This window comes from Glycomyces buryatensis, assembly GCF_004912275.1.
Lineage (GTDB): Bacteria > Actinomycetota > Actinomycetes > Mycobacteriales > Micromonosporaceae > Glycomyces > Glycomyces buryatensis.
The window spans coordinates 76499-99729 of the sequence record NZ_STGY01000037.1; the positions used below are offsets into that span (position 1 = coordinate 76499).

Consider the following 23231-nt stretch of genomic DNA (forward strand, 5'->3'; position numbering starts at 1 on the left):
ATTCGGACGGCCCCGCGACGTGGCCCGACTCGGATGCGCATGCCCCCGAGAGCGTTGGAGCCCCGATGAACGACGACAGTCTCCAGTCTGGAATCCCATTGCCCGCAACGCGGACGCCGATCAGCAGAGTGGTTCGGGAAGTGATCGAGGAGGTCGCCCCCGACGAGACTCCGATCGTCGACCGAATGGAGGGATCGAGCAACTCCCGGGCGGTGCGGCGATTGGAGCGCAGCGCAAAGCGGTCCGAGCCGTTGGCGTTCGGGGTCGAGGATCTGATTCCGCTGGTGGCACCGGTGGTGTGGATCGTGCTCACGAAGTTCCTGGAGACGATCGGGGAGAACACCGCGCAGTCGCTATGGGACCGACTGCTGCGATGGCTGAGACTCAGACGCCTTGAGACTGTCCCGCCGCTGACCGCCGAGGAAATCGAGAGCGCGTGCGGCGCCGTCCGGGAGGCGCTGCTGGGCAAGGGCTTTGAGGCGGACAATGCCGACAGGATCACCGGCGCACTGAAGGAGAGCCTGCGGCGGCACTCCGGGCCCGATGAACTTGGCAGCGGCCCGAACCCGGATTAGCACGAGATGACCGCCACCCCTTCGCGCTCGCGACTGGACGAGCGGACCCTGGTCGCCGGAACCACCGTGCGATTCGTGCAGTTGATCGTGCTCATCCTCGCCGCAAGTGTCGGCATGGCCTCGACCATGGTCCAGGACGCGGACAGCCCCGACAGCCTCGGCTGCTTCCTGGCGGCCGGGGGGAACCCGGAGAACTTCTCATCCGCGTCCGCTTCGCAGGCATTGCTGCCGCAATTTGAGTCCTACACAGCATGCGAGGAAGGCGGGTCGCTGCAACTGCCGTGGTGGCTCGGCGCCGTGTGGCCGGCCGTCACCGTGATCGCGGCGCTGGCGCTGTTCTTTCTCATTCCAAAATGGATAACCTGGCGGCGGCACCTGAGACCGCTGGCGGAGTTCGAGGACGCGGACGCCGTCCGGAAGGAGTTGGACGAACTCGCGGGGCTCGAAAAGCTTCCCGAGATCATGGTCGATCCCGATCCGTTGCGGAAGAACCCCCTGGTCTTCGGCCGCAACGGCCGACCGGTGGTCCTGGTGCCCGAACTCCTGCTGCGCCGGCGCCGGACGGACCGAACTCCCAGCGAGATGCACCGGGCGGTCGACCCGCAGGCATTCAAGGCGGTGATGCTCCACGAGTTCGCCCATATCCGGAACCGGGACACCACCATCACCTACATCACGGTGGCGCTCTGGTGGGCGTTCGCGGCCACCGTCCTCGTCCCCTTCGCCGCTTGGAGATTGTACGGACTCCGCTTCATCGGCGATTCGGTGTCCGCTCAGACGGATGCGATGCTGCTGGCGCGCGACATGTCGTTCGCGATCGTGCTGTCGTGCGTGATCTACCTGGTGCGCGTGGAGGTGCTGCGCAACCGCGAGCACTATGCCGATCTGGCCGCCCGCCGCTCCGGCGCGGACCTGACCCTCCTCGGCCGCGACGGTGCGCGGCCCCAAGGCGATCGCCGTCGGGTACGTGCCGCCCTGCGGCGACTCTGGGACACTCACCCGCGCCCGCGGGAACGCTGGGAGGTGCTCGGCGACAACCGGAAGCTGTTCGCGATCCGACCGCTTCCCATCCTGCTCACCGGCATTGCCGCGATTCTGATCGGCGACCAGGTCCAAGCCGCCCTGGCCCCGGTGCCGTGGCCGCAGAACCTCAAGGAGGCGTTGGTCGCCCTAGTCCAAGCCGGACTGATCACCGGCGTGGTCGGCATCGCCCTGTGGCGCCAGGTCGTATACGCGGCCGCGACGAAGTCCGTGCAGCCGTCGGGGATCTCGGCGGGCCTGTGGTTGGGCGGCGGCATGGTCATCGCGGAACTGCTGCGCGAGCGCATCTACGATTTTCACTGGCTGCCGTCTCACCCGGAGGCGTTGGGGCTGCTCGTGGCCGCCGCGGTCGTCGGCTGCTGGTGGATCGCGCGGTGCGCGGCCATGTGGATCTCGGTCTGGCGAGCCGGGTCCATCACCGCGCCGGCGTTGCTGGTCCTGATCGGCGGGGCGCTCGCACTGGCCGCCTGGATCGAGTGGTGGCAGTCCATCGGAGCCGGTTACGCGAACGGCGGCCTGTTCAACTCCCAGCGGGCCTTCGAGTACGTACTGCAGGGCCTGGGCATCGAGGCGGGGCGATCTTCGGCGGTGCTCAGCGTGTACGCGGCACTCATCATCCCGTTCATCTCCCTGCAACTCTCGCCATTGACATGGGCAGCGGTGGTCGCGCTGCTGGTCATTCCCCTGCTGGCATGGCTCTCCAAGCCGAACTCACCCGATCCGCTGTGGATCGAGCGCAAGAGCGACGTCGTTGTGAACGCTCCTCTCCCGCGGTTGCGGAGCATGCTCAGCGCCGCGATGATCGGAGGAGCGGCCTGCACGGCGGTGATCATCGCGGCCTCCGTGTCCATGCACCGACAATCCGGTTCCCAGGAAACCAATGCGACGATCCTGATCTACATTGCGTGGTCGGCCGCGGCGCTCATCGCGGGCGCGGCGGTGTCGGCGGTCCTCGTGACGGCGCGGACCGGCAGGCACCGCTTCCCCTTGGCGCTCGTCGCGGCCTTGCTCGCCCTGCCGGTCGGAGTGGCGGGCATCCTCGGGTCGGCGGCAGCGGACGGCTGCGTCACATCGACGAGCGTCTTCGTCAGCGACTGCGGATCGATGCCGCTCAATGCCATTTGGGTTCCCCTGTCTTGGCTGTTCCCGAGCGTGGCGGTGGCGGCTGCGGCGGCCGCGACAGTCGTCGTGGCGGTCGGCTCGGTCATGACACGGGCCGAACCGGTGCCGACGGCCCGACCCTCCGCCACGCGCGGCAGGTGGCTATTGGCTCGACGCCTATCCGTTTCGACCTTGTGCATCGTGGTGGTCGGAATCGCCGTGACCGCCGAAACACTCAGTGGTTCGGAGTATTCGACATCGGACCCGGAAGTCCCCACTTCCGGGATCTTCCGTACCGAGGAGATACCTGCGACGCCACGGGTGAAAGCCCTCCAGCTGCTCGCCTGGGATCAGTACGGCGGAAGCGACCTGCTGGACAGGTTCCTCACCTCGTTCGAAGGGATAGGCGAGGTCGTGACCGCGGGCTTGGACGCGGAACCGCTCGAAAACGGGCGGGTGGTGGTTGACGAGGACCGTTTGCGCCCGCTGTGCGAGGAGATAGCCCAGCTTGGGGCCGACGCCCGCGACTACTTCGACATCCCGGACGAGTCCGTCCAGGAGGCCTGGGCACCGGCACTCGACCGGGTCGAGACCGCCGGTTCGATCTGCGTGACGGCGATCGACACCGGCAACAGCGCGTTGGGCGACAGGGCGCTGGCCGAACTTGCCGAGGCCGCCGAACTCATTTCAGCAGCGTTGGTCGAATTCGAGGAACGACTACAGGAAGGAACGAGCGGATGAATCCCCCGAAGCCCCCTGAACCGCCGCTGCCCGACATGCGGGCCGGTATCCGTGCCTTCGTCATTCGCCGCAGCCTGTCCTTCCGGGACGCGGACGGCGCCACCGTGCTCGCCCTGCTGTGCGCCGGCGCCTGCGCTCCGGTCTTGGCAGACCGGCCGTGGCAGGAAGCGGTCAGCGAGATCAGGACCGTCGGCGGATATGCCTTGGGGAAGATCGCGGAGGGAGCCTTCTGGCAGTTCCGGAACCAGCACGGAGACGACGCCGATCCCTCTGCGGCCCAAATAGAACCGATCTTCGCCGAAGAGTTCGCAGCGGCCTTGGGCGGCGACGGGGGAGAACGTGTCGCGGACGCCGCTGTCGATCTGCTGTTGAAGCTCGGCGGGCTGGGGGCCGCGCTCGACGCCGCCGTATCGAGAGGCAACGGCGCCACGGCGACGGCGATCATCGATCGGCTCATCCTGCTCGGCTCGGATTTCGGGGCGGCGCGGCGCCTGATCAGCCAGACGATGCTGTTCGAGAGTATGGGATTCGAAGCGGCGGTCGGGCCGGGGCCTTCGAGCGGGGAACCACCCGCTACAGCGACCGATGCAGACGGCCCGACGCCGGATTCCGGTGGAAGCGCCCAAGATTCGGAATCCGACGGGGAAGGGCCCGAACCGGAACGAGACGAACCGTCCTCCTCCGGCGAGGAGTCCGACACCGATGCCGCGACCTCGGATCCCAAGGCGCCGACGGCCCCCGGACGGCTGCGGCGCTGGATCCGCAGGCGCGGCGTCGTGCTCGGCGTATTCATCGGCCTCGCCGCGTGCCTGCTGCTGACCTCGGCTCTGACTATCGCCGGTCAATTGAGATACAACGACTACCGCGATGCGACCATGTCTGAGCGTCTGATCGAGGCCAGCAACGACGTGTCCCTGACCGATGGCCCGCTGGCACAGCTGCTCGCCGCGGCCGCGTGGCGCATCGATCCGACCGACGCTGCCTGGGCCGCCATGTCCCGGGCCGTCAACCGGCTGGCGACCGGCCTGTTCTCCGCGGGGGACCAGGCCTCCCCGACGACCATCGCCTACAACCCGGACGGGACCTCGCTCGCCACCGCTGGGTCCGACGGCTCGGTCGCCTTGTGGGACACCGAGACCTGGGAATCCGTGCTCCTGGATGTCCGAATGGATTGGGGGGTGGAATCGCTGGAGTTCAGCCCGGACGGTCTGCTGCTGGCGGTCGGCGGTTACGACGAAGCGGTGATGTTGTGGGACCTGCGAACCGGTGAGTCCATCGAGCTTCCATTTCCGGACGATGCCTCCTATCTGGCCTTCGATCCCCTCGGGACGAAACTCGCCGCCGCCGGGTACTTCGGTCCGGCGACGGTCTGGGACACCGGGACCTTCGAGGAGGTCAGCACCTTCGATGCCGTCCGCACCACCACCGGGATCAAGTTCGATCCGGACGGTGAGAACGTGATCATGTCCTCCTCTGACGATGGGCGCCTGCTGGAGTTCGACGCCGAGACCGGGGCGGGACCCGAGGTCATCGACCTGGACCCGGAGTTGGTCGAGGTCACAGGCGTCTACACCTTCGATATCGCCGGCAATGAGCCGCACAATTTCCTGATCTGCGACTTGGATTGCCTCGTCTGGGGCGAATCGGGCGGCCAGGAGTTGGAACCGGTCACCTCGTTCAATTCCATCTATGAACCGGTGGCATTCACCGCGAAGGGCAACCAGGTAGTCGGCACGTTCTTGGATGGAGGCCTCGGCGTCTGGAACGCCGCCTCCGGCGCGACAGTCGGCATTCTGCCCTACACCGGTTCCATCCACGACCTCGCGGTGAGCCCGGACGGCCGCACGGTGGTAGCCGCCGTCGCGGACGGGGTGCAGCGCTGGGACCTGACCCGGCTCGGCGAGCGCACCGAGACCCGGCTGACACAGAGCATGAACAGCATCTGGGTCAACGGCGACTGGGAAACCGCAGTGGGAGTGGGAGAGTCCGGCTCCGATCTTTGGGAATTCCAATATGGAGGCGATCCCATCGAGAGCTACCCCGAACACGTGGGGATGTCGACCGCGATGACCCCGGACGGGAAGGTCGTCGCCACAGCTCTCGAATCCACCGAGGCGACCGTCGAACTCTGGGATACGGAATCAGGAGAGTCGATCCGCACCCTGACCGGGGAGGGCGGGCTGGTCTCGCAGGTGGTGTTCAGCGAGGACGGTGCAATGTTGGCCGGCGTCATGGAGGTTCCCGCCGAGGGGGAGGCAGAAGCCGGCCAGGAACTCGTCTTCTGGGATTGGGAGCAGGGCGAGGTCAGGACCAGGATCAGTTTCGATGCGGGGCAATCGGTGTCATTCTTCCGCTTCAATTCCGAGGGGACCGAGATCCTGACGCTGGCAGGAGATGGGCGGGCCCAGCTGTGGGACACCGGGGACGGCAGTCTCCTCGGCGAGCTGGCCCCCAGCGGCTCCCAACCGTATGACTTGCAATTCAGCCCGGACGGCAGCCTGATCGCCGCCGCCACGAGCGACGGCATCGCCTTCTGGGACCGTGCGGAACCGGAGAGCGATCCGGCGATCTTCGACACCGGATTCTCCTCCTCCTCGATCGCATTCGATGCGGACCGGCCGTACGTGGCGGTGGTCGAGGACTATCCCGTGCGGTACGAGGACGACCGCCCTCCCCGGATCACGATCTTGGACTACGAGATCGGCGCCGGGCTGGCGGCGCTGCCGATCGGCTCCTTCTTTGGTGGATTCGGCGTATCGCCGGACGGGAACACGGTCGCGCTCGTGGAGTCGGACCTGGTCACCAAGTTCGACATCTCCTATCTCCGGGGAGACATTCACGCGCTGGCGTGCGAGCAGGCCGGGCGGGAGCTGACGGAAGGCGAGTGGGAGACCTACCTCCCCGAGCTCGAATACGGATCGATCGACCCCTGCGGTTAGCGAACCCGTTGCGCGAGAGGCGGTTGTGGCCCTGGGGCCGAGACCGCAGCGGGAAGCCTCGGGCTTGCGCACTCGCCGATATACGTATAAGGTAAATATACGTAGATGGGCGCCGCGGCGCCGAACACCACATCACCGAGGAGACTCCGATGACCGATACCGATATCCCCCACGGCATCCCGCTCGACCGCGAGACCCCCTTCGACCCGCCCGCCGCCGTCATGGCCCTCCACCGCGGGGCCGAGATGCGCCGCATGACCTACTACCCGAGCGGCCACCTGGGCTGGCTCGTCACCAGCCACCGCCTGGCCCGCAAGGTCCTGGCCGACACCCGTTTCAGCTCGCGGATGGGCGGCCCGGCCCAGGCGCCGGTCCCCATGGCGGGCCTGGAGGCCTACGCAGACTTCGAGGGCGACTTCCCGGTGACGCCGGGCATGTTCATCGAGATGGACCCGCCGGACCACACCCGCCTGCGCCGCAAGCTCACCGGCGTCTTCACCGTCAGGCGCATGAAGCAGCTCGAACCGCGCATCGAGCAGTTCGTGGAGGAACGACTCGACGCGCTCGCCGCAGGACCCAATCCCGTCGATCTGGTCCGGGAGTTCGCCCTGCCGGTGCCCTCGCTCATGATCTGCGAGCTGCTCGGCGTGCCGTACGACCAGCGCGACCGCTTCGAGGCGGACACGGCCACGATCTTCACCATGGACGGGGGCGCCGAGGCGAAGGAGGCCGCGTTCGGGCGGCTCTACGCCTTCATTACGGAACTGTCCGTGGCCAAACGGGCGGAACCGGCCGACGACCTGCTCAGCGATCTGGCCGCCGACACCGAGCTGGACGACGCGGAGGTCGCCGGGATGGCGATGCTGCTGCTGATCGCCGGGCACGAGACGACCGCGAAGATGATCGCCCTGGGAACCATGGCGCTCTTGGAGAACCGCGACCAATGGGACCTGCTGCGGGAGCGGCCCGAGCTCATGGCCGGGGGCGTGGAGGAGCTGCTGCGGTACCTCACGATCATCCACACCGGCATCATCCGCCAGGTCAAGACCGATTTCGAGTTCGAGGGGCACCAGATCAAGGCCGGCGAGTGCGTCACGGTGTCCGTGCAGACGGCCAACCGCGACGAGGCGCACTTCATCGAGCCCGACCAGCTCGACGTGACCGGGGACGCCAAGGGACACTTGACCTTCGGACACGGGGTGCACCAGTGTCTGGGCCAGCAGCTGGCGCGCATCGAGATGCGGATCGCGTTCTCGCGGCTCATCGCGCGCTTCCCGGACCTGCGCCTTGCAGTCCCCGCCGACGAGGTCCCGCTGCGCACCGACCAGAACTTCTACGGGGTCGGCGAGCTGCCAGTGACGTGGTAGAACCGGAGACGACCGAATCCATAAGGGAGGAATGATGAGGCTCATCGCCGATCGGGAGGTGTGCATCGGCGCGGGCATGTGCGCGCTGACCGCCCCGGATGTCTTCGACCAGGACGAGAGAGAGGGCCGCGTGGTGCTGCTGACCGAAGTGCCGGGGCCCGAGTCGATCGAGGCGGCCGAAGAGGCCGTTCAGCTGTGTCCCTCGGGGGCGCTGAGCGTGGAACGGGACTAGCGCCGCTCGAAACGGACGAACTACTGGGCGGTCGGGAGTTCCCGACCGCCCGGCGGTTCCGGTGTCGAGGCGTCAGCCCGCATTGCGGCCGTGGACCACCAGGGCCCAGGCCAGCGCGATGAGAGAGCCGAGCGCGGCCACGCCGCGGACCGTGTTCCAGGCGATCCACTTGGATTCGACGGCGGCGCGCAGCGAGGCGGGGTCGGTGATCCGGCTCGGGTCGCCCGCGGCCATCAGTTGGTCGTTGAGCGGGACGTTCACGGCGATGGTGCCGATGAACATCACCAGTGCCAGGACCAGGCCGACAATGATCCACGGCAGTGCCTGGCGCGGGCCCGAGATCCAGTACAGGACCACCGCGATGCCAGTGAAGCCGACGGCGCCCAGGAATGCGGTCATGAACCAGCCGTTGAGGATCACCTTGTTGATGTGCTGCATCGCCGCGATCCACGGCCGGTCGTCGAGGATCTTCAGGCCGGGCATGACGGCGTAGGAGAAGGCGGTGAACAGCCCGGCCATGAGGCCGACGCTGATGGTCGCGGCGAGGAGCGCGAGGAGTTGCAGGAGTTTCATAGGGGTCGGTTCCTTCCCGTGTGGGTCGGGCCAGCCTGAAGAAGGCCGCCCTGTGTGGACGTTAGCGTGCGTTCCCAGGGTCAGGTCAGGGACAGGAACTTCTCCACGTATCCGACCGCCTCCCGGTCCAGCGCGGCGTAGTGGGATTCGCGCTCGGCTCCGGCCAGCGCCTCGCCCTTGGTGAAGTTGCCGTGCTCGTCGACGCGCTGCGGTTCGCCCTCGGTGTCGTACAGCAGCTCGACGGCGGCCTCGGCGATCCCGGTGTAGTAGGAGATGCCGTCGCGCAGGTTCATCTCCAGGGTCTGCTTCATGAGCGGCGCGGTGGTGTCGTCCTTTTCGGCGCCGGCCAGGCCCAGCCACAGCATGCGCTTCCCGGCGAGTTTGGGTTTGCTTCGCCCGTAGGCGAATCCGTAGTTCCACACCCGGTCGATCCAGCCTTTGAGGATGGCGGGGACGCTCATCCAGTAGACGGGGAAGACGGGGATGATGACGTCGGCTTCGATGATGCGGCGCATGTGCGCCTCGGTCTGGTCGGAGTAGACCTTGTCGCGGTCGCCCCAGTCGGGTTGGTCGGCGGCGGTCATGCGCGGGTCGTAGTCCTCGGCGCGCAGGTCGAGCCGGTCGACGCGGTATCCGGCCGATTCGAGCCGGGTCGCGGTCCGGGCCGCGATGTGGGCGGTGAGCGAGTCGGCCCGGTGGTGGGCGATGACGACGAGTGCGGTGGGGCGGGCGTTCATGGTGTTCTCCTTGCGGTTTCGGTATGTCCAGTACAGCGCCGAAACCGTGGACGGTCTATGGGCGAGGGTCTTGATTCCATGCGTGATCGTCTACGCTTGTGGTATGGACCCGTTGAGTTCCCTCTTGAGCGGCATTCGCGCCGAAGGCTCCGAACTGTGCAATGAGGAGATGGAGCCGCCCTGGCTCATCCGCTGCGACGATGCCGCGCCGCTGACCATGCTCACGGTGGTGCACGGCGGCGTCAAGATCCTGTTCGGTGACGGCGGGGAGGCCGACATCGCCGGCAAACAGACCGCGATCTTCCCCGACCGCGGTCCGATCCGCTTCGTGGACAACGCCCCCGGGCCGACCCTGGCGTATTTCGGTTCCTACCGGACCACCGGTCGGCGCCACGAGGCGCTGCTGCGAGTCCTGCCGAACCTGGTCGTCATCGACGAGAACGAGGAGGTCTGCACCCTGCTCCAGTCCGCGACCCGCGATGCGGCCTCGCGGATACCGGGGACGCAGGCCCTGGTGGACCGGCTCTTCGACTGGGGCCTGGTGTGCACGCTGCGCACCTGGTTCGACCGCGAGGGCGCCTCCGCCCCCGGCTGGTACCGCGGCTTCACCGACCCGGTGGTCGGCCCGGCGCTCGAGGCGATCCACGGCCGGCCCGCCGAGCCGTGGACGGTGAACGCGCTGGCCGCCGAGGCCGGGGTGTCGAGGGCATTGATCGCCAAGCGCTTCAACGAGGTCATGGGCGAACCGCCGCTGTCCTATTTGACCAATTGGCGGATGGAGATGGCGGAGGAGTTGCTGGCCGATCCCGAACGCACTGTGGCGCAGGTGGCCCGCTCGGTCGGCTACGCCGACGCGTTCGGCTTCAGCAATGCGTTCAAGCGCCGCAAGGGCATGAGCCCCACCGAGTTCCGCAGGGATGAGACGACCGAGGCACTTGTCGGATAAGCGACAAACGACACGCGAATCGCTTGCGCTGAAACGGGAGACGTTGTTCCTACGCTGAAGGTATGGCGAAGACTCCCCATGAAGCGCTGCACCGCATCTTCCGCGAAGACCCGGGCCTGTTCACCCGCACGTTGCGACGAGTACTCGACACCGACTTCCCGGTGATCGAGGAGGTCAGCGTGCTCGATACCGACCTGACGACGACCGAGGCGATCGAGCGGCGTGTCGACACCATCCTCCTGGCCGAGACCGCGGCGGGAAGCCGCCTGCTGGTCATCGAGCCGCAGACCGAGGCGAAGGAGGTGAAGGTCCGCGGCTGGGCCTACTACCTCAGCTTCCTGGAGAACAAGTACGAGATTCCGGCCACGCTGCTGGTCCTGACGCCGAAGGAGGGCACCGCCCGGTGGGCGCGGGGACCGCTGACGCTCGGCCCGCCTGAACGGCCGTCCATGCGAGTCTTCCCGTATGTGTGCGGGCCGGACAACATGCCGTTCGTCACCGACCCCGAACAAGCAGCCGAGGACGTGGTGTTCACCGTCCTCGCGCTCATTTCGCATCGACTCGATCCCGACGTCGAAAAGGCGATGCGGCCGCTCGCCGACGCGCTTGACTCCCTTGAACCCGAGACCGCGACCTACTGGTACGAGTTCACCGAAGGTGGTCTCGGCAAAGGTTGTGTGCAAGACACCTGGAGGAAGATAATGAAGACCATGAAGTACGGATACGTCTCAGAAGCCCGGCGCGAGGGCCGAGAAGAGGGCCGAGAAGAGGGTCGTGAAGAAGGCCGTGTCGAGGGAGTGGCCGAAGCGGTCCTGGCATTCCTCGACGATCGAGGGGTTCCGATCGGCCGTGCCGATCGGGATCGGATCATGAACTGCACCGACCGGGAACTGCTGAGGCGATGGCTGTTGCGCGCGCCGACCGCGAGCAACGCCGCCGACCTCTTCAGTGAATAGCCGAGACCATCCACCAGTGGGCTCCCTGCCCTGACGGGTCGAATGATCGCGATGCGACAGCGGCACGTCCGGTATTGCCGCGGCATTGCCGTTTCCGTTTACACCCGCGCAACGCGCCGTTCGGTGTGATGGCCGGGTCGGGTCCCGCCCGGCCGCACCGAAAGGACGAATACGACGACTTCTACGAGATCGAAGTAGACGACGTCCGGCTGATCGACTGGCTCGAGGATCTGGCCGCCGGCGAACCGGTCGACGACGTCCACTGCGATCAATGCGCCTGACCAGGCCCGGCTCCGTGGCCCGGGCCGCCGTCTCGCGCCGAAGCGGGACTGGAGCCGAGCCGGAAACGCCCTATGGACGAGAGGACAGCATCCACCAGTGGGCGCCCAGGCCCCCCGGATCGGTGAGGCGGGTCGCCGCCGTCGCCTTCGCCAAGGCCATCGCGTAACCGGTCGGGTCCCGGTAGGCCTGGCTCAGCGGCGGCCGCTCCGTCTTCAGTCCCAAGGCCCGCAAGGCCTTCCGCTGCGTCTGAAGTTGGTCGCAGCCGAGCGCGTCCACCGCGACATGCGCGGTGATATCGCAGTTGCCATCCGGAACCGGCCGGACCGGCCGGCCGTCGCGGAACGCCGCCAGCGTCCCGGCCGGGGGCCGGGTCTCCCCGGTGTGCCCGTAGTCGATCGCCAGCGCCGAACCGGCCGTCACGGCGTCATTCAGCCTGCGCCACATGGCCTCCCGGGGCGCACCCAGCTCGGCGCGCCGTCCCGGCTCGCGCAGCGGCCACCATTCGGCGAGCCACTTCGCGTCCGCGTCGTCGATCTCCTCGCCCAAGCGCGTCTCGCCGAGCTCGTCGGCCTCCTCGTAGCGGACCCGGCCCTCCGGATCGACCACCGCCACGTCGCACGGCACATTGTCGAGCAGTTCGCACGCGACCAAGAGCCCCCGCACGCCGCTGGGGATCTCCGCCCGCCACTCGATCCGCTCCGGAAGGCCCGCCGGGCGCGGCCGCAGCTCGACCGCGACCAGGCGCGCCCGCTCGTCCAATAGGCCCGCCAGATGCGTCAGCAGCTCGCCGTCGCCCGCGCCGACGTCGACCACGTCGAAGATTTCGGGACTGCCCAGCGCCTCATCGACCTCCCCGGCCAACCGCGCGATCGCATCGGCGAACGTCGAGGTCTGCGCACTGGTCGAAAAGTGATGGGCGGGGACTTCGCGGCGATAGAAGCCGCCGGGCCCGTAAAGGGACCGCGTCATCGCACGCCTCCAGCGCTCGAACCCGGGCATGTCACCGACCCTAGACCTTGAGTGAGACTTGCCACTTGGAGCCTCCCGGGCTGGCGTTGGCAGACTGGCGAAGCACAATTAACCCGTAAGCAATGACCGGTACCTCCCACAGGACTGGATCAAACAGATGGAACAGCAGTACCGCGCCGCCTCTCCCAGGCCCGCCTCCCGACTCGCCGTCGGCGTGGTCTCGGCCGGACGTGTCGGCTCCGTCGTCGGAGCGGCCCTCGAACGCGCGGGCCACCGCGTCGTCGCCGCCAGCGCCGTATCCGACGCCTCCCTCGAACGCGCCGCCCGCCACCTGCCCGCGGCCGAGATCCTGTCTCCCCACCAGGTCGCCGCGGCGGCCGATCTCCTCCTCATCGCCGTCCCCGACGACGCCATCGCGCCCCTGGTCGCCTCCCTGCCCGTCCGGCCCGGACAGATTTGGGCCCACACCTCCGGTGCCCTCGGCGCCGCCGCGCTGGCCCCCGCCCGGGACGCCGGCGCCCTCACCATCGCGCTCGCCCCCGTCATGACCTTCACCGGACGCGCCGAAGACCTCGAACGGCTCGCCGGGATCTCCTGGGCCATCACGGGCGAGGCCGAGTCCCGCTATGTCGGCGAGGCCCTCGTCCTCGAAATGGGCGGCGAGCCCGAGCACATCGACGAGGCCGACCGCGCCCGCTACCACGCCGCACTCGTCTACGCCGCCAACCATTTGATGACCCTCGTCAATGACGCGGCCGACCAGCTGCGCGCCATCGGCGTGAACGAACCCCAGCGGCTGCTGGCCCCGCTCGTGTCCGCCTCGCTCGACAATGCGCTGCGCCACGGCGACGCCGGACTCACCGGCCCGGTCTCGCGCGGCGACGCCGGCACCGTCGCGGCCCACCTCGGCGCCCTCGCGGGCACCGGCATCGAGGACACCTACCGCGCTCTGGCCCGCCGCACCGCCGAACGCGCCCTCGATTCGGGCCGCCTCAAGCCCGCGGACGCCGAAGGACTGCTCGACGTTCTCTCCGAGCGCAGAAGCGCCCACCCCGAGGAGGAGACCCCGTGACAACCGTTGTCCACACCAAAGCGGATCTCGCGAAGGCCCGCGCCGCCCTGTCCGGCACGGTCGCCGTCGTACCCACGATGGGCGCCCTGCACGACGGCCACCGCGCGAACCTGGGGCGCGCCAAGGCGGCCGCCGACGCCGTCATCGTCACGGTCTTCGTCAACCCGCTCCAGTTCCGGCCGCACGAGGACCTCGACAAGTACCCGCGCACCCTCGACGCCGACGTGCGGATGTGCGAGGCCGAAGGCGTCGACGTCGTCTTCGCGCCCAGCGTGAACGAGATGTACCCCGACGGACGCGAAGGCCTCACCTCGGTGCACGCCGGCCCCGACGGCGAGATCCTCGAAGGCGCCTCCCGGCCCGGGTTCTTCACCGGCGTGCTCACCGTCGTCTCCAAGCTGTTCCACCTGACGAAGCCGGACTTCGCCTGCTTCGGCGAGAAGGACTTCCAGCAGCTCGCGATGGTCCGCCGGATGGTCCGCGATCTCGACATGGGCATCGAGGTCCTGGCCGTCGAGACCGACCGCGAGGACGACGGGCTGGCCCGGTCCAGCCGCAACATCTACCTGTCCGAGGCCGAGCGGGCCGCCGCGCTGGCGATTCCGCACGCCATTCGCGCGGCGCAGGCCTCGCCCGATCCGCTGGCCGCCGCCGAGCGGATTCTCGGTGCCGAGCCGGGCCTGGACGTCGATTACATCGCCGTCCGCGGGAATGACCTCGGCGAAGCCCCCGAGTCGGGTCCCGCCCGTCTCCTCATCGCCGCCAAGGCGGGCACCACCCGCCTGATCGACAACGCCCCCGTCGTCATAGAGCCCCGGAAGATCGGAGATCCCGATGCTTAGGACCATGTTCAAGTCCAAGATCCACCGCGCCACCGTCACCCAGGCCGACCTGCACTATGTCGGCTCGGTCACGGTCGACGCGGACCTGTTGGACGCCGCCGACATCCTCGACGGCGAGCTCGTAGCGATCGTGGACATCACGAACGGCGCGCGGCTGGAGACGTACACGATCGCCGGCGAGCGCGGCAGCGGCGTGATCGGGATCAATGGCGCCGCGGCCCACCTGGTCAATCCCGGCGACCTGGTCATCCTCATCACTTACGCGCAGATGGAGGACGACGAGGCGCACAAGTTCGTGCCGCGCGTCGTTCATGTGGACGAGCGCAATTCGATCATCGAGGTCAACGCGGACAAGGCCCACCCGGCTCCCGGGACGGCCGGCAACGCGGTGGCATCGCCACTAGCCGAGCGGTAAGTTTCTTGACCATGACCGAAGAAAAGCAGACCGAGACCGCGGACGAGGCGAAGCAGGACGCCAAGAGCGACAAGCCCGAGCCGACCGACGACCTCAAGACGACCCATCACACCCTTGGGGACCTGTCATATTCCGCGACGACGGGGCGGATCGTCCTGCGCGAGGAAGTGACCGAGGAAGAGAAGTACAACGGCCGCAAGCCGAAGGCCGAAGTATCGATCACCTACTACACGCTCAATGGCACCGACGTCACGCAGCGGCCGGTGACGTTCGCGTTCAACGGCGGCCCCGGATCGTCCTCGATCTGGCTCCACCTGGGCCTGCTCGGTCCCCGCCGGGCCGACTCGGGCGACGTCGGCGAGCTCACCCCGCCTCCCTACGGGCTGCTCGACAACGAGGAGTCGCTGCTGCGCCACACCGACCTGGTGTTCATCGACCCGGTCTCGACCGGCTACTCCCGGGCCGTCGAGGGCGAGAAGGCGAAGGACTACCACGGCTTCACCGGCGACATCGAGTCCGTCGGCGAGATCATCCGGCTGTGGACGACCCGCAATAACCGCTGGCTGTCGCCGAAGTTCCTCATCGGCGAGTCCTACGGCGGCACCCGCGGCGCCGGCCTGGCCGAGCACCTCCAGACCCGTTACGGCCTGTTCCTCAACGGCGTCATGTTCCTCGCCCCGGCGTTCAACATGGAGACGCTCTACCACTCCAAGCGCTCGGACCTGCCGAACGCGCTGTTCCTGCCGACGTACGCGGCCACCGCCCACTACCACGGGCTCCACGACGGACGCAGCCTCGAAGAGGTCGTGACCGAGGCCCGCGAGTACGCCGACGAGTACCGCGCGGTGCTCGCCAAGGGCCAGAACCTCACCGCCGAGGAGCGGGCCGCGGCCGTCGCCAAGGTCGCCTCGCTCGCCGGGGTCAGCGAGGCCTACGTCGACAACGCCAACCTGCGCCTGGAGCACACCCGCTACTACGCGGAGCTCCAGCGCCACAAGAAGCTCGTGACCGGCCGACTCGACACCCGCTTCACCGGCCCGGCCGACAACTACACGCACGAGCGGATGCCGTTCGACCCGTTCCTGTCGGCGATCGACGGCCCGTACACGGCGGCGCTCCAGTACTACCTGCGCACCGAGCTCGAATACGACAACGACTCGGTCTACGAGACCCTGTCGCGCACGGTCCACCCGTGGTCCTACAAGGAGTTCGAGGGCGAAGCGGTCGACGTCATCGACAAGCTCGCCAACGCGATGCGCGTCAACCCCGAGCTCAAGGTGCACGTGGCCATGGGCCGCTACGACGGCGGCGTCCCGATCGAGGCGATCGAGTACACCCTCGACCACCTGGAGATCCCGCTCGAAGCGCGTGAGCGCATCGAGACTCGCGAGTACCCGACGGGCCACATGATGTACGTCCACGGTCCCTCGCGTGTCCAGCAGTCCGCCGACTTGGCCGACTTCATCGCCAGGGCGTCGAACCGGTGACACCGCCGGTCACGCCGCTGCCCCAGCTGCCGCGCCTGCCGCGGCGGCTGCGGGCCGACGCCCCGTCCTGGACCGAGACCACCGACGTGTGCGTCATCGGCTCCGGGGTCGCGGGCCTCACCTGCGCCCTCAACCTCCGCGATGCCGGATTCCACGTCACCGTGGTCACCAAGGTGCACATCGACGACGGCTCCACGAGGTGGGCGCAGGGCGGCGTGGCCGCGGTGCTCGACCCGCACGACAGTCCTGCCGCGCACGCCAGGGACACCCAGATCGCGGGCGTCGGCCTGTGCGACCCGGCGGCGGTCGAAGTGACCGTCACCGAGGGCCCCGACCGCATCGCGGACCTCATCCACACCGGCGCCAGGTTCGACCGGTACGCCGACGGCTCGCTCCAGCTCACCCGCGAGGGCGGGCACCGGGCCAGGCGGATCGTCCACGCGGGCGGCGACGCGACCGGAGCCGAGATCCAGCGCGCCCTCCACCAGGCGGTCCTGCGCGACCCGTGGATCCGCATCATCGAGAACGCGATGGTCCTCGACCTGCTCACCGATGCCTCAGGGCACGCGGCCGGCGTCAGTCTCCACATCCTCGGCGAGGGCGTCGAGCATGGCGTCGGCGGTGTCGAGGCCCGCGCGGTGGTGCTCGCCACCGGCGGCATGGGCCAGATCTTCCAGTCGACCACCAACCCTTCAGTGTCCATTGGCGACGGTGTGGCCCTCGCAATGAGGGCCGGGGCCACCGTCACCGATCTCGAGTTCGTCCAGTTCCACCCGACGACTCTCTACGTCGGAAAGGACCACGGCCTCCTCCCCGACGGTACCGAGGGGGACCGACAACCCTTGGTGACTGAAGCGATACGCGGCGAGGGAGCCCACCTTCTCGATCATTCCGGCGAGCGCTTCATGGTCGGCCTCCACGAGCTCGCTGAGCTGGCGCCCCGCGACGTCGTCGCCAAGGCCGCCACCGCCCGCATGCGGGCCGAGGGCCAGCCCCACGTATGGCTCGACGCCCGCCACCTGGGGCGCACCATGCTCGAAGAGCGGTTCCCGACCGTCACCGGCTCCTGCCGCGCCCTCGGGATCGACCCCGTCACCGACCTCATCCCCGTAGCGCCCGCCGCGCACTACGCCTCCGGCGGCGTCCGCACCGACCTGCACGGCCGCACCACCGTTCCCGGCCTGTACGCCGCCGGCGAGGCCGCCTGCACCGGTCTCCACGGCGCCAACCGGCTCGCGTCGAACTCCCTGCTCGAAGCGCTCGTCTTCACCCGCCGCATCGCCGACGACCTTGCCGAGCGCAAGCCCAGCCCCGGCACTCCCGAAGCGCCCGAAGGCGAAGGCTGGGTCTGCTCGACCACCTCGCGCGCCCCGCTTCAGCAGGCCATGTCCGCCGGCGCCGGCGTCCTGCGCTCCGCGGCCAGTCTCGAAGCCACCGCCGAAGCGCTGACGGCGTTGGGGGACAATGTGTCCGGACGTCCGCGCCCGGCCACATGGGAGGCCACGAACCTGCTGACCGTCGCGACCGCCGTCACCGCCGCCGCCTACAGCCGCCGTGAGACCCGCGGCAGCCACTGGAGAGAGGACCACCCCGGGGCCTCCGACGACTGGCTCGGCCATCTCCACCTGTCCATCAGCCCCGACGGGGCACTTGAGACCACCTGGGAGTCCGTATGAGCGCCGCCAGATTCGACAAGTCCGGACTGGACGAACGCCTGATCGCCTGCGGCCTCGACCCCGAGGACGTGTACGTCGACATCCAGGACTACCTGGACGAGGACCTCTCCCACGCCCGACGCGACCTCACGTCGGAATCGATCTTCGACCCCAACCACTCCTCGATCGTGGCCGTCACCGCCCGCTCCGACGGACTGCTGGCCGGCCTGCCCGTCGCCCACGCCGTCTTCCACGCGATGCCAGGCCCGACCGAGTTCACCTATCTCGCAAAGGAAGGCGCCCGCATCCGCGCCGGCCAGGTGCTCGCCCGCGTCTCAGGCCGCACCCGCGACCTGTTGGCCGCCGAGCGGACCGCGCTGAACCTGCTGTGCCGCATGTGCGGGGTCGCCACCCACACCCGCCGCTTCGCCGACGTCCTGGCCGACTGGCCCACCACGGTGCTCGACACCCGCAAGACCACGCCGGGGATGCGCGCGCTGGAGAAGTACGCGGTGCGCACCGGCGGCGGCGGCAATAAGCGGATGGGCCTGTACGACGTCGCCATGATCAAGGACAACCACAAGGAGGCGGCCGGGTCGATCACCGAGGCCTTCCGCGCCGTGCGGTCGGCCGAGCCGGAGATCGACATCCAGGTCGAGGTGGAAACGCTGGACGAGGCGGTCGAGGCCGTGGCCGTCGGCGCGACCTTCCTGCTGTGCGACAACATGAGCCCCAAGGAACTCGGGGAGGTCGTCGACGCGGTCGGGGACCGCGCCGAACTGGAGGCCACCGGCCGGATCACGCTCGACACCGCGGTCGAATACGCCGCCTCCGGGGTCGACTTCATCTCGGTCGGCGCCCTCACCCACTCCTCGCCCATTCTGGACATCGGACTCGACTTCGAGGAGTGACCGTGCTGCTGTGCGCAGACATCGGCAATACCAACACCGTGCTCGCGGTCTTCGAGGGTGAGAGCCTCAAGCACTCGTGGCGCATTCGCACCGACCCGCACGCGACCGCCGACGAACTGGGCTTGACGTTCCGGGCGCTCCTCGACGGCGACGGCGTGAACCTGACCGGGATCGCGTTGTCCTCCACGGTCCCGCAACAGGGCGCCGAGGTCGCCAAGATGGCCCAGCGGTACTACCCGCACGCGCGATTGGTGGTGCTCGGCCCGGGAGTGCGGACCGGGGTCCGGCTGATGATCGACAACCCGCGCGAGGCAGGCCCGGACCGGATCGCGAACACCTACGCGGCGTTCAACCTCTACGGTGGCCCGTGCATCACAGTGGACTTCGGAACGTCGACGAACATCGACGTGATCTCGGAGACCGGCGACTTCCTGGGAGGCGCGTTCGCCCCGGGAATCGAGATCTCGATCGACGCCCTGGCCTCCCGCGCGGCCAACCTCCTCAAGATCCCACTGGTCAAGCCGCGCAGCGTGATCGGCAAGAACACCGTCGAGTGCCTCCAGTCGGGCATGGTCTACGGCACGGCCGCCCAAGTCGACGGCCTGGTCCGCCGCATCATGGCGGAGCTGGGCCAGGAGACGACAGCGGTGGTCGCCACCGGCGGCCTCGCCCCGGTCGTGATCGAACAGTGCGAAACGATCACCCACTACGAGCCGAACCTGACCTTGCACGGCCTACGAATGATCTTCGACCGCAACGTCTGACCCGCTGTCTCCTGGACCTCGTTCAGGCGAGCCAGTTGCTTCATCGGTGGGCTTCTGCTCCCCTGCAACCCGATCGATGCGCCCGGATTGCGCCGAGAAGATCTGGCGCGCTGTTGATAACTTGTCGCAGAGGTCCTCTACCCCCTTGGGAGGCAGTCCATGCTGGTTTTTGTGGAGAGCGCGCAGTTGCGCAGCGCGGCCCAGAAGATGAAGCAGTACTCCTCGGACGCGAAGAATCTGCCGGACAAGATGGTGCGGGACGCAAGAGAGGCGGATCGCTCCAACCGGGGGTTCAAGTGCGCGGACGGTGCCGAGGAACTCGCCGAGAGCTTCGAGACCCTATTGAGCCACTTCTCCAACTACCTGGGGGATGTGAGCACGCTCGTCGGCGACATCGCCGATAACTGGGACATGGCCGACGAGGAATGCGCGAACGACTTCAAGACCTGGGCATGGGAGCTACGCCGCTTCAGGGTGCCGACCATTCCTGCTTGGCGGTCGGTGGGGAACTGATCGGATGCCGACGTTTCAGCAGGCGATCGACGCCGATCCGTCGCAATTCCTGACGCTCGGCGAGTCGGTGGTACAGGCCGTGGGGGAACTGACCGAGACAGGAGTCAAGTTCGCCGAGTCCGTTGCCGGCCTTGCCACCTCGTGGCAGGGCAACGACTACCAGGGTCTCGTGGGGCACGCAGGGGAGGTCGGGTCGGTAGTGGCCCGCAGTGATGCGGCGCTGTTGACGGCAGCGGCGGGCCTTGAGTCGATGGGCACGATCTTGGCGGCGACGCAGATGGCGTTGAAGACCACCAAGCAAGTGGCCGAGGGGATCGGCTACATGGTCCTGCCGACGCCGATGGTGATCCTCGGCCCCGGCCAGTGGTCGCTGGTCTCATCAGCTGGTCCGGAAGCTCCTGCGATCCTGGCCGCGTACCAGGCCGGAGCGGCGGTGTTCACCGATGCTCTCGGCTCGATGTACACCACCCTGATCGACCAGGACACCGTCGCCTACGGGATGCTCCGTGCCGCCATCTCCCAGATCCCCAAGTAACGGAAGGACCCCTCGATGTCTCCTCCGAGCGAAGGCCCGTTCCCTGAAGTCGGCAATAGCCGCCGAAACTCCTCGAGTGGATCTGGATTCTCTGCAAGCGGAAGGAAACTCCAGCTGTCTGTTGAGGACGATTGACGGATGGGACAGGAAGAGCTGATGGACACTTCGAAATTGATCAGGGTGCCTGACGACGAATTGGATATGGATGGCAGTCAGCACTTCTGGTACGAGGGCCAACGGTTCACGGGCATCGGATTCGAAGAGAACCCCGACGGCGGCCGGGATGAGATCAGCTACCACGATGGCTACCAGCACGGCCCTGCCCGAACGATGAGCGCTGAAGGTACCGTCCTGGAAGAGGACTGGTACTGCAACTCAATACGTAACGGCATATCGAGAATATTCCGCGCTGACGGATCGATAAGCAGAGCAACCGCGTATGACGGTGGGACCATCGTTTGGGGAGTCGTGTTCGACGAGGATGGTGAGACCGTCACGAAGACAACCGTGGTCGACCTCGATGAATCCAAACGAGGAAGAATCGACAAGGACCGAGAGATCTACGCTTTGCCACGCATCCCGCCACCCTCGGATGCACCCCACCTCAATCGCCATACGGCGTGACCGACTGAGAAGTCGTTTCAGCCGAGACCGGCCGCAACACCCGAGCCACTGGCGGATCGAACTAGCCTGCGGTCGGCGGTGAGAGGATCACTCGATGGCGATGATCAAGAGCAGTGGCGCCGAACCGATCCACTACGTGCGGTTCGAGTCGGTGCACCGGAATCAGCGGGGGTACTTCACCGGAGTGTTCGGTCTGGTCAACACTCTCGCCAAGCAGGGGAGACTGACCGACGAGCAGGAGTCGTTCCGCCGCAGCAACAACGACTGGTACAACGAGGCGTACCTCAGCCCGTCGACGGTGGACCCGACGGTCTACGACCACGAGGTGAACCCCGGGGCCGCGGCCTGGTTCAAACCCTCGGCAACGCATCTCATCGAGCGGGTGCCCGGCTACCTGGAGATCTTGACCGCCCACGGTGTCGAGTTCCGAACCGTCCGTTCTGCCGCTCCCGGTCGAGTGATCTATGAGGACGAAGTACAGGTCGTGGTCGTGCCGCGTGGACGGGAGAGCGAGATGGAGAACGTCCGGTATTACTTCAAGGTGAGTGAGGTATACACCCGGTCGAACCCTGGGGCCGTCATGCGGCGTTATGAGGTCAACGGGATCACCTACGACGAGGTCTACCGCTTCAACGGTCAAGGTTGGTCCCCGACCGAATTCTTCCAGTTGTATCGGCTGGGGCACAACGATGATGACTACATTGAAGTGCCCCAGGAAGAGGCCGAGGAGGCGATCGAGGCCAAGCTCCGCCGGGGTACCGGCCGCAAGGCTGTTTCCTAGCGAGGGATCGCCGCGGCCGCGGTCATGTTCGGGCTTGTGCGTGGGAACACCGTCCCGGCCTTAGCCTGGGGCGATGAACACTCCGAGACTCACGCTCAACTCGATCACGATCACCGCTCCGGACCCGCGGGCCTTGGCCGAGTTCTACGGGCTGCTGCTGGGTCGGCCGGTGAACCGCTCCGAAGGGCCTGGACCGGGCGAACCGCCGCAAGGTGGATTCGCACAGGTCCACGCCTCTGAAGGTGACGGGCCGACCCTGAACTTCGAGTATGAACGCCACTGGCAGTGCCCCGTATGGCCCGCCGTACCGGGCCGGACGCACGCGACCCAGCATCTCGACATCTGGGTCGAGGACTTGGACGCCGCCGTTGAACACGCGATCAGCGTGGGCGCGACCCTGGCAGAGGAGCAACCACAGGAGACCGTCCGGGTCCTCTTCGACCCGTCCGGCCACCCGTTCTGCCTGTTCCTCTAGCTGAAAAATCAAACTAGACGCTCTTGCATGCGAACGCGTGTCGCACTTTCGTGCTCACGAATTCCTGTGTCGGCCTGGATGGACGTGCGAGGAGCATGTCCTTGAGCCACAACTGAAGGGGCCGTGACTTGCTCTATCGGTCGTCTGTGCAGGTGAGCGAGGAACGGTCATCGCAGACGGATCCAGGATCTCAGAGTGGATGATCGGCTCCACCAAGATCAATCTTCAGTGGTCTATCTCGGTAACCCGAGCCCGGAGCGATGCTGGCATCATGAGAGGCAGTCATTCTCGCGATCGGAGTGCCTTTGCCGCAATTCACCATCGCCGTCGACGGCAAGCCCGGTGACGCAAGCGACCTGTATCAAGTCCTCACCTCGACCCGACTGCCCCTTGGGGTTGCGCTCGAACCGGTCTCCGAACGTGATGGCACCCTCAGCACGGCCGACACCATCATCGCCGCAGTCTCGACGCTCGCCGCTCTGGGAAGCCTGACCCTCCAGATCTGTCAATGGAAGGCAGTGGCCAAGGTAGTGGTCCATCTCGAATGCCCCGACGGCACCCGCGTCATCCTCGAAAACCCTGAGCCTGAGACGATCCGGCACATCTGGGAACTGAGCCAACGGCAAAGGTGACAGGAGAACGAGGAGCATAGCCCGCCCATGGCCCCACTCGCCACACCCGACCCTCACCGGTCGCGA

General features: G+C 67.4%; 23 protein-coding genes and 1 pseudogene. 21 read left to right on the top strand and 3 right to left on the bottom strand.

Annotated elements, in window-relative coordinates; genetic code table 11:
• The first annotated feature begins 65 nt into the window (after positions 1-65).
• The 5 genes from FAB82_RS09260 (at position 66) to FAB82_RS09280 (ending at position 7996) form a co-directional block, all read left to right on the top strand.
• A complete protein-coding gene (locus FAB82_RS09260; RefSeq protein ID WP_136534259.1) occupies positions 66-575 on the top strand; it encodes a hypothetical protein in 510 nt (169 codons plus the stop codon).
• 6 nt (positions 576-581) lie between these two features.
• Positions 582-3458 (top strand): M48 family metalloprotease, encoded by a 2877-nt coding sequence (locus FAB82_RS09265; RefSeq protein WP_136534260.1) that lies wholly within the window; start codon positions 582-584, stop codon positions 3456-3458.
• Positions 3455-6397, top strand: coding sequence for a WD40 repeat domain-containing protein (locus FAB82_RS09270; protein WP_136534261.1), 2943 nt, complete (start codon positions 3455-3457; stop codon positions 6395-6397). Before FAB82_RS09265 ends, FAB82_RS09270 begins: the two co-directional genes overlap by 4 nt.
• 149 nt (positions 6398-6546) lie before the next feature.
• Positions 6547-7764: a cytochrome P450 gene (locus FAB82_RS09275; RefSeq protein WP_136534262.1), complete on the top strand. Its 1218-nt coding sequence runs from the start codon at positions 6547-6549 to the stop codon at positions 7762-7764.
• A gap of 34 nt (positions 7765-7798) precedes the next feature.
• On the top strand, positions 7799-7996 hold the full coding sequence (locus FAB82_RS09280; RefSeq protein ID WP_136534307.1) for a ferredoxin: 198 nt from the start codon (positions 7799-7801) through the stop codon (positions 7994-7996).
• Between the two features lie 72 nt (positions 7997-8068).
• Here FAB82_RS09280 and FAB82_RS09285 read toward each other — a convergent pair whose 3' ends face one another.
• Together FAB82_RS09285 and FAB82_RS09290 are read right to left on the bottom strand one after the other, a co-directional pair.
• Positions 8069-8569 carry an anthrone oxygenase family protein gene (locus FAB82_RS09285; RefSeq protein ID WP_136534263.1) on the bottom strand — a complete coding sequence of 167 codons (501 nt, stop codon included), beginning with the start codon at positions 8567-8569 and terminating at the stop codon, positions 8069-8071.
• An 80-nt stretch (positions 8570-8649) separates the two neighbouring features.
• Positions 8650-9306: an NAD(P)H oxidoreductase gene (locus FAB82_RS09290; protein ID WP_136534264.1), complete on the bottom strand. Its 657-nt coding sequence runs from the start codon at positions 9304-9306 to the stop codon at positions 8650-8652.
• A gap of 103 nt (positions 9307-9409) precedes the next feature.
• Here FAB82_RS09290 and FAB82_RS09295 point away from each other — a divergent pair, with 103 nt between their 5' ends.
• The 3 genes from FAB82_RS09295 (at position 9410) to FAB82_RS26995 (ending at position 11489) form a co-directional block, all read left to right on the top strand.
• On the top strand, positions 9410-10252 hold the full coding sequence (locus tag FAB82_RS09295; protein WP_136534265.1) for an AraC family transcriptional regulator: 843 nt from the start codon (positions 9410-9412) through the stop codon (positions 10250-10252).
• 62 nt (positions 10253-10314) lie between these two features.
• On the top strand, positions 10315-11208 hold the full coding sequence (locus FAB82_RS09300) for a hypothetical protein (RefSeq protein WP_136534266.1): 894 nt from the start codon (positions 10315-10317) through the stop codon (positions 11206-11208).
• A gap of 128 nt (positions 11209-11336) precedes the next feature.
• Positions 11337-11489 (top strand): hypothetical protein, encoded by a 153-nt coding sequence (locus FAB82_RS26995; RefSeq protein WP_168801509.1) that lies wholly within the window; start codon positions 11337-11339, stop codon positions 11487-11489.
• A gap of 70 nt (positions 11490-11559) precedes the next feature.
• Here FAB82_RS26995 and FAB82_RS09305 read toward each other — a convergent pair whose 3' ends face one another.
• Positions 11560-12459 carry an SAM-dependent methyltransferase gene (locus FAB82_RS09305; RefSeq protein ID WP_246039542.1) on the bottom strand — a complete coding sequence of 300 codons (900 nt, stop codon included), beginning with the start codon at positions 12457-12459 and terminating at the stop codon, positions 11560-11562.
• A 157-nt stretch (positions 12460-12616) separates the two neighbouring features.
• Here FAB82_RS09305 and FAB82_RS09310 point away from each other — a divergent pair, with 157 nt between their 5' ends.
• From FAB82_RS09310 to FAB82_RS09370, 13 genes and pseudogenes are all read left to right on the top strand, one after another.
• Positions 12617-13531, top strand: coding sequence for a Rossmann-like and DUF2520 domain-containing protein (locus tag FAB82_RS09310; RefSeq protein WP_136534268.1), 915 nt, complete (start codon positions 12617-12619; stop codon positions 13529-13531).
• Positions 13528-14373, top strand: a complete 846-nt coding sequence (panC, locus tag FAB82_RS09315) for a pantoate--beta-alanine ligase (protein ID WP_136534269.1) — start codon at positions 13528-13530, stop codon at positions 14371-14373. The genes FAB82_RS09310 and panC overlap by 4 nt, the downstream gene beginning before the upstream one ends.
• Positions 14366-14788 carry an aspartate 1-decarboxylase gene (gene panD / locus FAB82_RS09320; RefSeq protein WP_136534270.1) on the top strand — a complete coding sequence of 141 codons (423 nt, stop codon included), beginning with the start codon at positions 14366-14368 and terminating at the stop codon, positions 14786-14788. The genes panC and panD overlap by 8 nt, the downstream gene beginning before the upstream one ends.
• 11 nt (positions 14789-14799) lie before the next feature.
• The gene (locus tag FAB82_RS09325) at positions 14800-16275 is read left to right on the top strand and encodes a S10 family peptidase (protein WP_136534271.1); all 1476 of its coding nucleotides are present in this window, start codon (positions 14800-14802) and stop codon (positions 16273-16275) included.
• Positions 16272-17951, top strand: coding sequence for an L-aspartate oxidase (locus FAB82_RS09330; protein ID WP_136534272.1), 1680 nt, complete (start codon positions 16272-16274; stop codon positions 17949-17951). Before FAB82_RS09325 ends, FAB82_RS09330 begins: the two co-directional genes overlap by 4 nt.
• On the top strand, positions 17948-18841 hold the full coding sequence (gene nadC / locus FAB82_RS09335; RefSeq protein ID WP_136534273.1) for a carboxylating nicotinate-nucleotide diphosphorylase: 894 nt from the start codon (positions 17948-17950) through the stop codon (positions 18839-18841). The genes FAB82_RS09330 and nadC overlap by 4 nt, the downstream gene beginning before the upstream one ends.
• 2 nt (positions 18842-18843) lie before the next feature.
• Positions 18844-19605 carry a type III pantothenate kinase gene (locus tag FAB82_RS09340; protein WP_136534274.1) on the top strand — a complete coding sequence of 254 codons (762 nt, stop codon included), beginning with the start codon at positions 18844-18846 and terminating at the stop codon, positions 19603-19605.
• A 159-nt stretch (positions 19606-19764) separates the two neighbouring features.
• Positions 19765-20118, top strand: a complete 354-nt coding sequence (locus FAB82_RS09345; RefSeq protein WP_136534275.1) for a hypothetical protein — start codon at positions 19765-19767, stop codon at positions 20116-20118.
• Between the two features lie 4 nt (positions 20119-20122).
• A complete protein-coding gene (locus tag FAB82_RS09350) occupies positions 20123-20653 on the top strand; it encodes a hypothetical protein (protein WP_136534276.1) in 531 nt (176 codons plus the stop codon).
• A gap of 138 nt (positions 20654-20791) precedes the next feature.
• On the top strand, positions 20792-21277 hold the full coding sequence (locus FAB82_RS09355; protein WP_136534277.1) for a toxin-antitoxin system YwqK family antitoxin: 486 nt from the start codon (positions 20792-20794) through the stop codon (positions 21275-21277).
• Between the two features lie 94 nt (positions 21278-21371).
• Positions 21372-21788 (top strand): annotated as a pseudogene (locus tag FAB82_RS28565) (hypothetical protein); the annotation flags it as partial.
• A gap of 343 nt (positions 21789-22131) precedes the next feature.
• Positions 22132-22533 carry a VOC family protein gene (locus tag FAB82_RS09365; RefSeq protein ID WP_136534278.1) on the top strand — a complete coding sequence of 134 codons (402 nt, stop codon included), beginning with the start codon at positions 22132-22134 and terminating at the stop codon, positions 22531-22533.
• Positions 22534-22838: 305 nt separating this feature from the next.
• Positions 22839-23165, top strand: a complete 327-nt coding sequence (locus tag FAB82_RS09370) for a hypothetical protein (RefSeq protein WP_136534279.1) — start codon at positions 22839-22841, stop codon at positions 23163-23165.
• The last annotated feature ends 66 nt before the right edge of the window (positions 23166-23231 follow it).

Bases quoted from the DNA above. Each gene is read 5' to 3' on its own strand.
- FAB82_RS09260 (WP_136534259.1), top strand. From the start codon at position 66: ATGAACGACGACAGTCTCCAGTCTGGAATCCCATTGCCCGCAACGCGG.
- FAB82_RS09265 (WP_136534260.1), top strand. From the start codon at position 582: ATGACCGCCACCCCTTCGCGCTCGCGACTGGACGAGCGGACCCTGGTC.
- FAB82_RS09270 (WP_136534261.1), top strand. From the start codon at position 3,455: ATGAATCCCCCGAAGCCCCCTGAACCGCCGCTGCCCGACATGCGGGCC.
- FAB82_RS09275 (WP_136534262.1), top strand. From the start codon at position 6,547: ATGACCGATACCGATATCCCCCACGGCATCCCGCTCGACCGCGAGACC.
- FAB82_RS09280 (WP_136534307.1), top strand. From the start codon at position 7,799: ATGAGGCTCATCGCCGATCGGGAGGTGTGCATCGGCGCGGGCATGTGC.
- FAB82_RS09285 (WP_136534263.1), bottom strand. From the start codon at position 8,569: ATGAAACTCCTGCAACTCCTCGCGCTCCTCGCCGCGACCATCAGCGTC.
- FAB82_RS09290 (WP_136534264.1), bottom strand. From the start codon at position 9,306: ATGAACGCCCGCCCCACCGCACTCGTCGTCATCGCCCACCACCGGGCC.
- FAB82_RS09295 (WP_136534265.1), top strand. From the start codon at position 9,410: ATGGACCCGTTGAGTTCCCTCTTGAGCGGCATTCGCGCCGAAGGCTCC.
- FAB82_RS09300 (WP_136534266.1), top strand. From the start codon at position 10,315: ATGGCGAAGACTCCCCATGAAGCGCTGCACCGCATCTTCCGCGAAGAC.
- FAB82_RS26995 (WP_168801509.1), top strand. From the start codon at position 11,337: ATGGCCGGGTCGGGTCCCGCCCGGCCGCACCGAAAGGACGAATACGAC.
- FAB82_RS09305 (WP_246039542.1), bottom strand. From the start codon at position 12,459: ATGACGCGGTCCCTTTACGGGCCCGGCGGCTTCTATCGCCGCGAAGTC.
- FAB82_RS09310 (WP_136534268.1), top strand. From the start codon at position 12,617: ATGGAACAGCAGTACCGCGCCGCCTCTCCCAGGCCCGCCTCCCGACTC.
- panD (WP_136534270.1), top strand. From the start codon at position 14,366: ATGCTTAGGACCATGTTCAAGTCCAAGATCCACCGCGCCACCGTCACC.
- FAB82_RS09325 (WP_136534271.1), top strand. From the start codon at position 14,800: ATGACCGAAGAAAAGCAGACCGAGACCGCGGACGAGGCGAAGCAGGAC.
- nadC (WP_136534273.1), top strand. From the start codon at position 17,948: ATGAGCGCCGCCAGATTCGACAAGTCCGGACTGGACGAACGCCTGATC.
- FAB82_RS09345 (WP_136534275.1), top strand. From the start codon at position 19,765: ATGCTGGTTTTTGTGGAGAGCGCGCAGTTGCGCAGCGCGGCCCAGAAG.
- FAB82_RS09350 (WP_136534276.1), top strand. From the start codon at position 20,123: ATGCCGACGTTTCAGCAGGCGATCGACGCCGATCCGTCGCAATTCCTG.
- FAB82_RS09355 (WP_136534277.1), top strand. From the start codon at position 20,792: ATGGGACAGGAAGAGCTGATGGACACTTCGAAATTGATCAGGGTGCCT.
- FAB82_RS09365 (WP_136534278.1), top strand. From the start codon at position 22,132: ATGAACACTCCGAGACTCACGCTCAACTCGATCACGATCACCGCTCCG.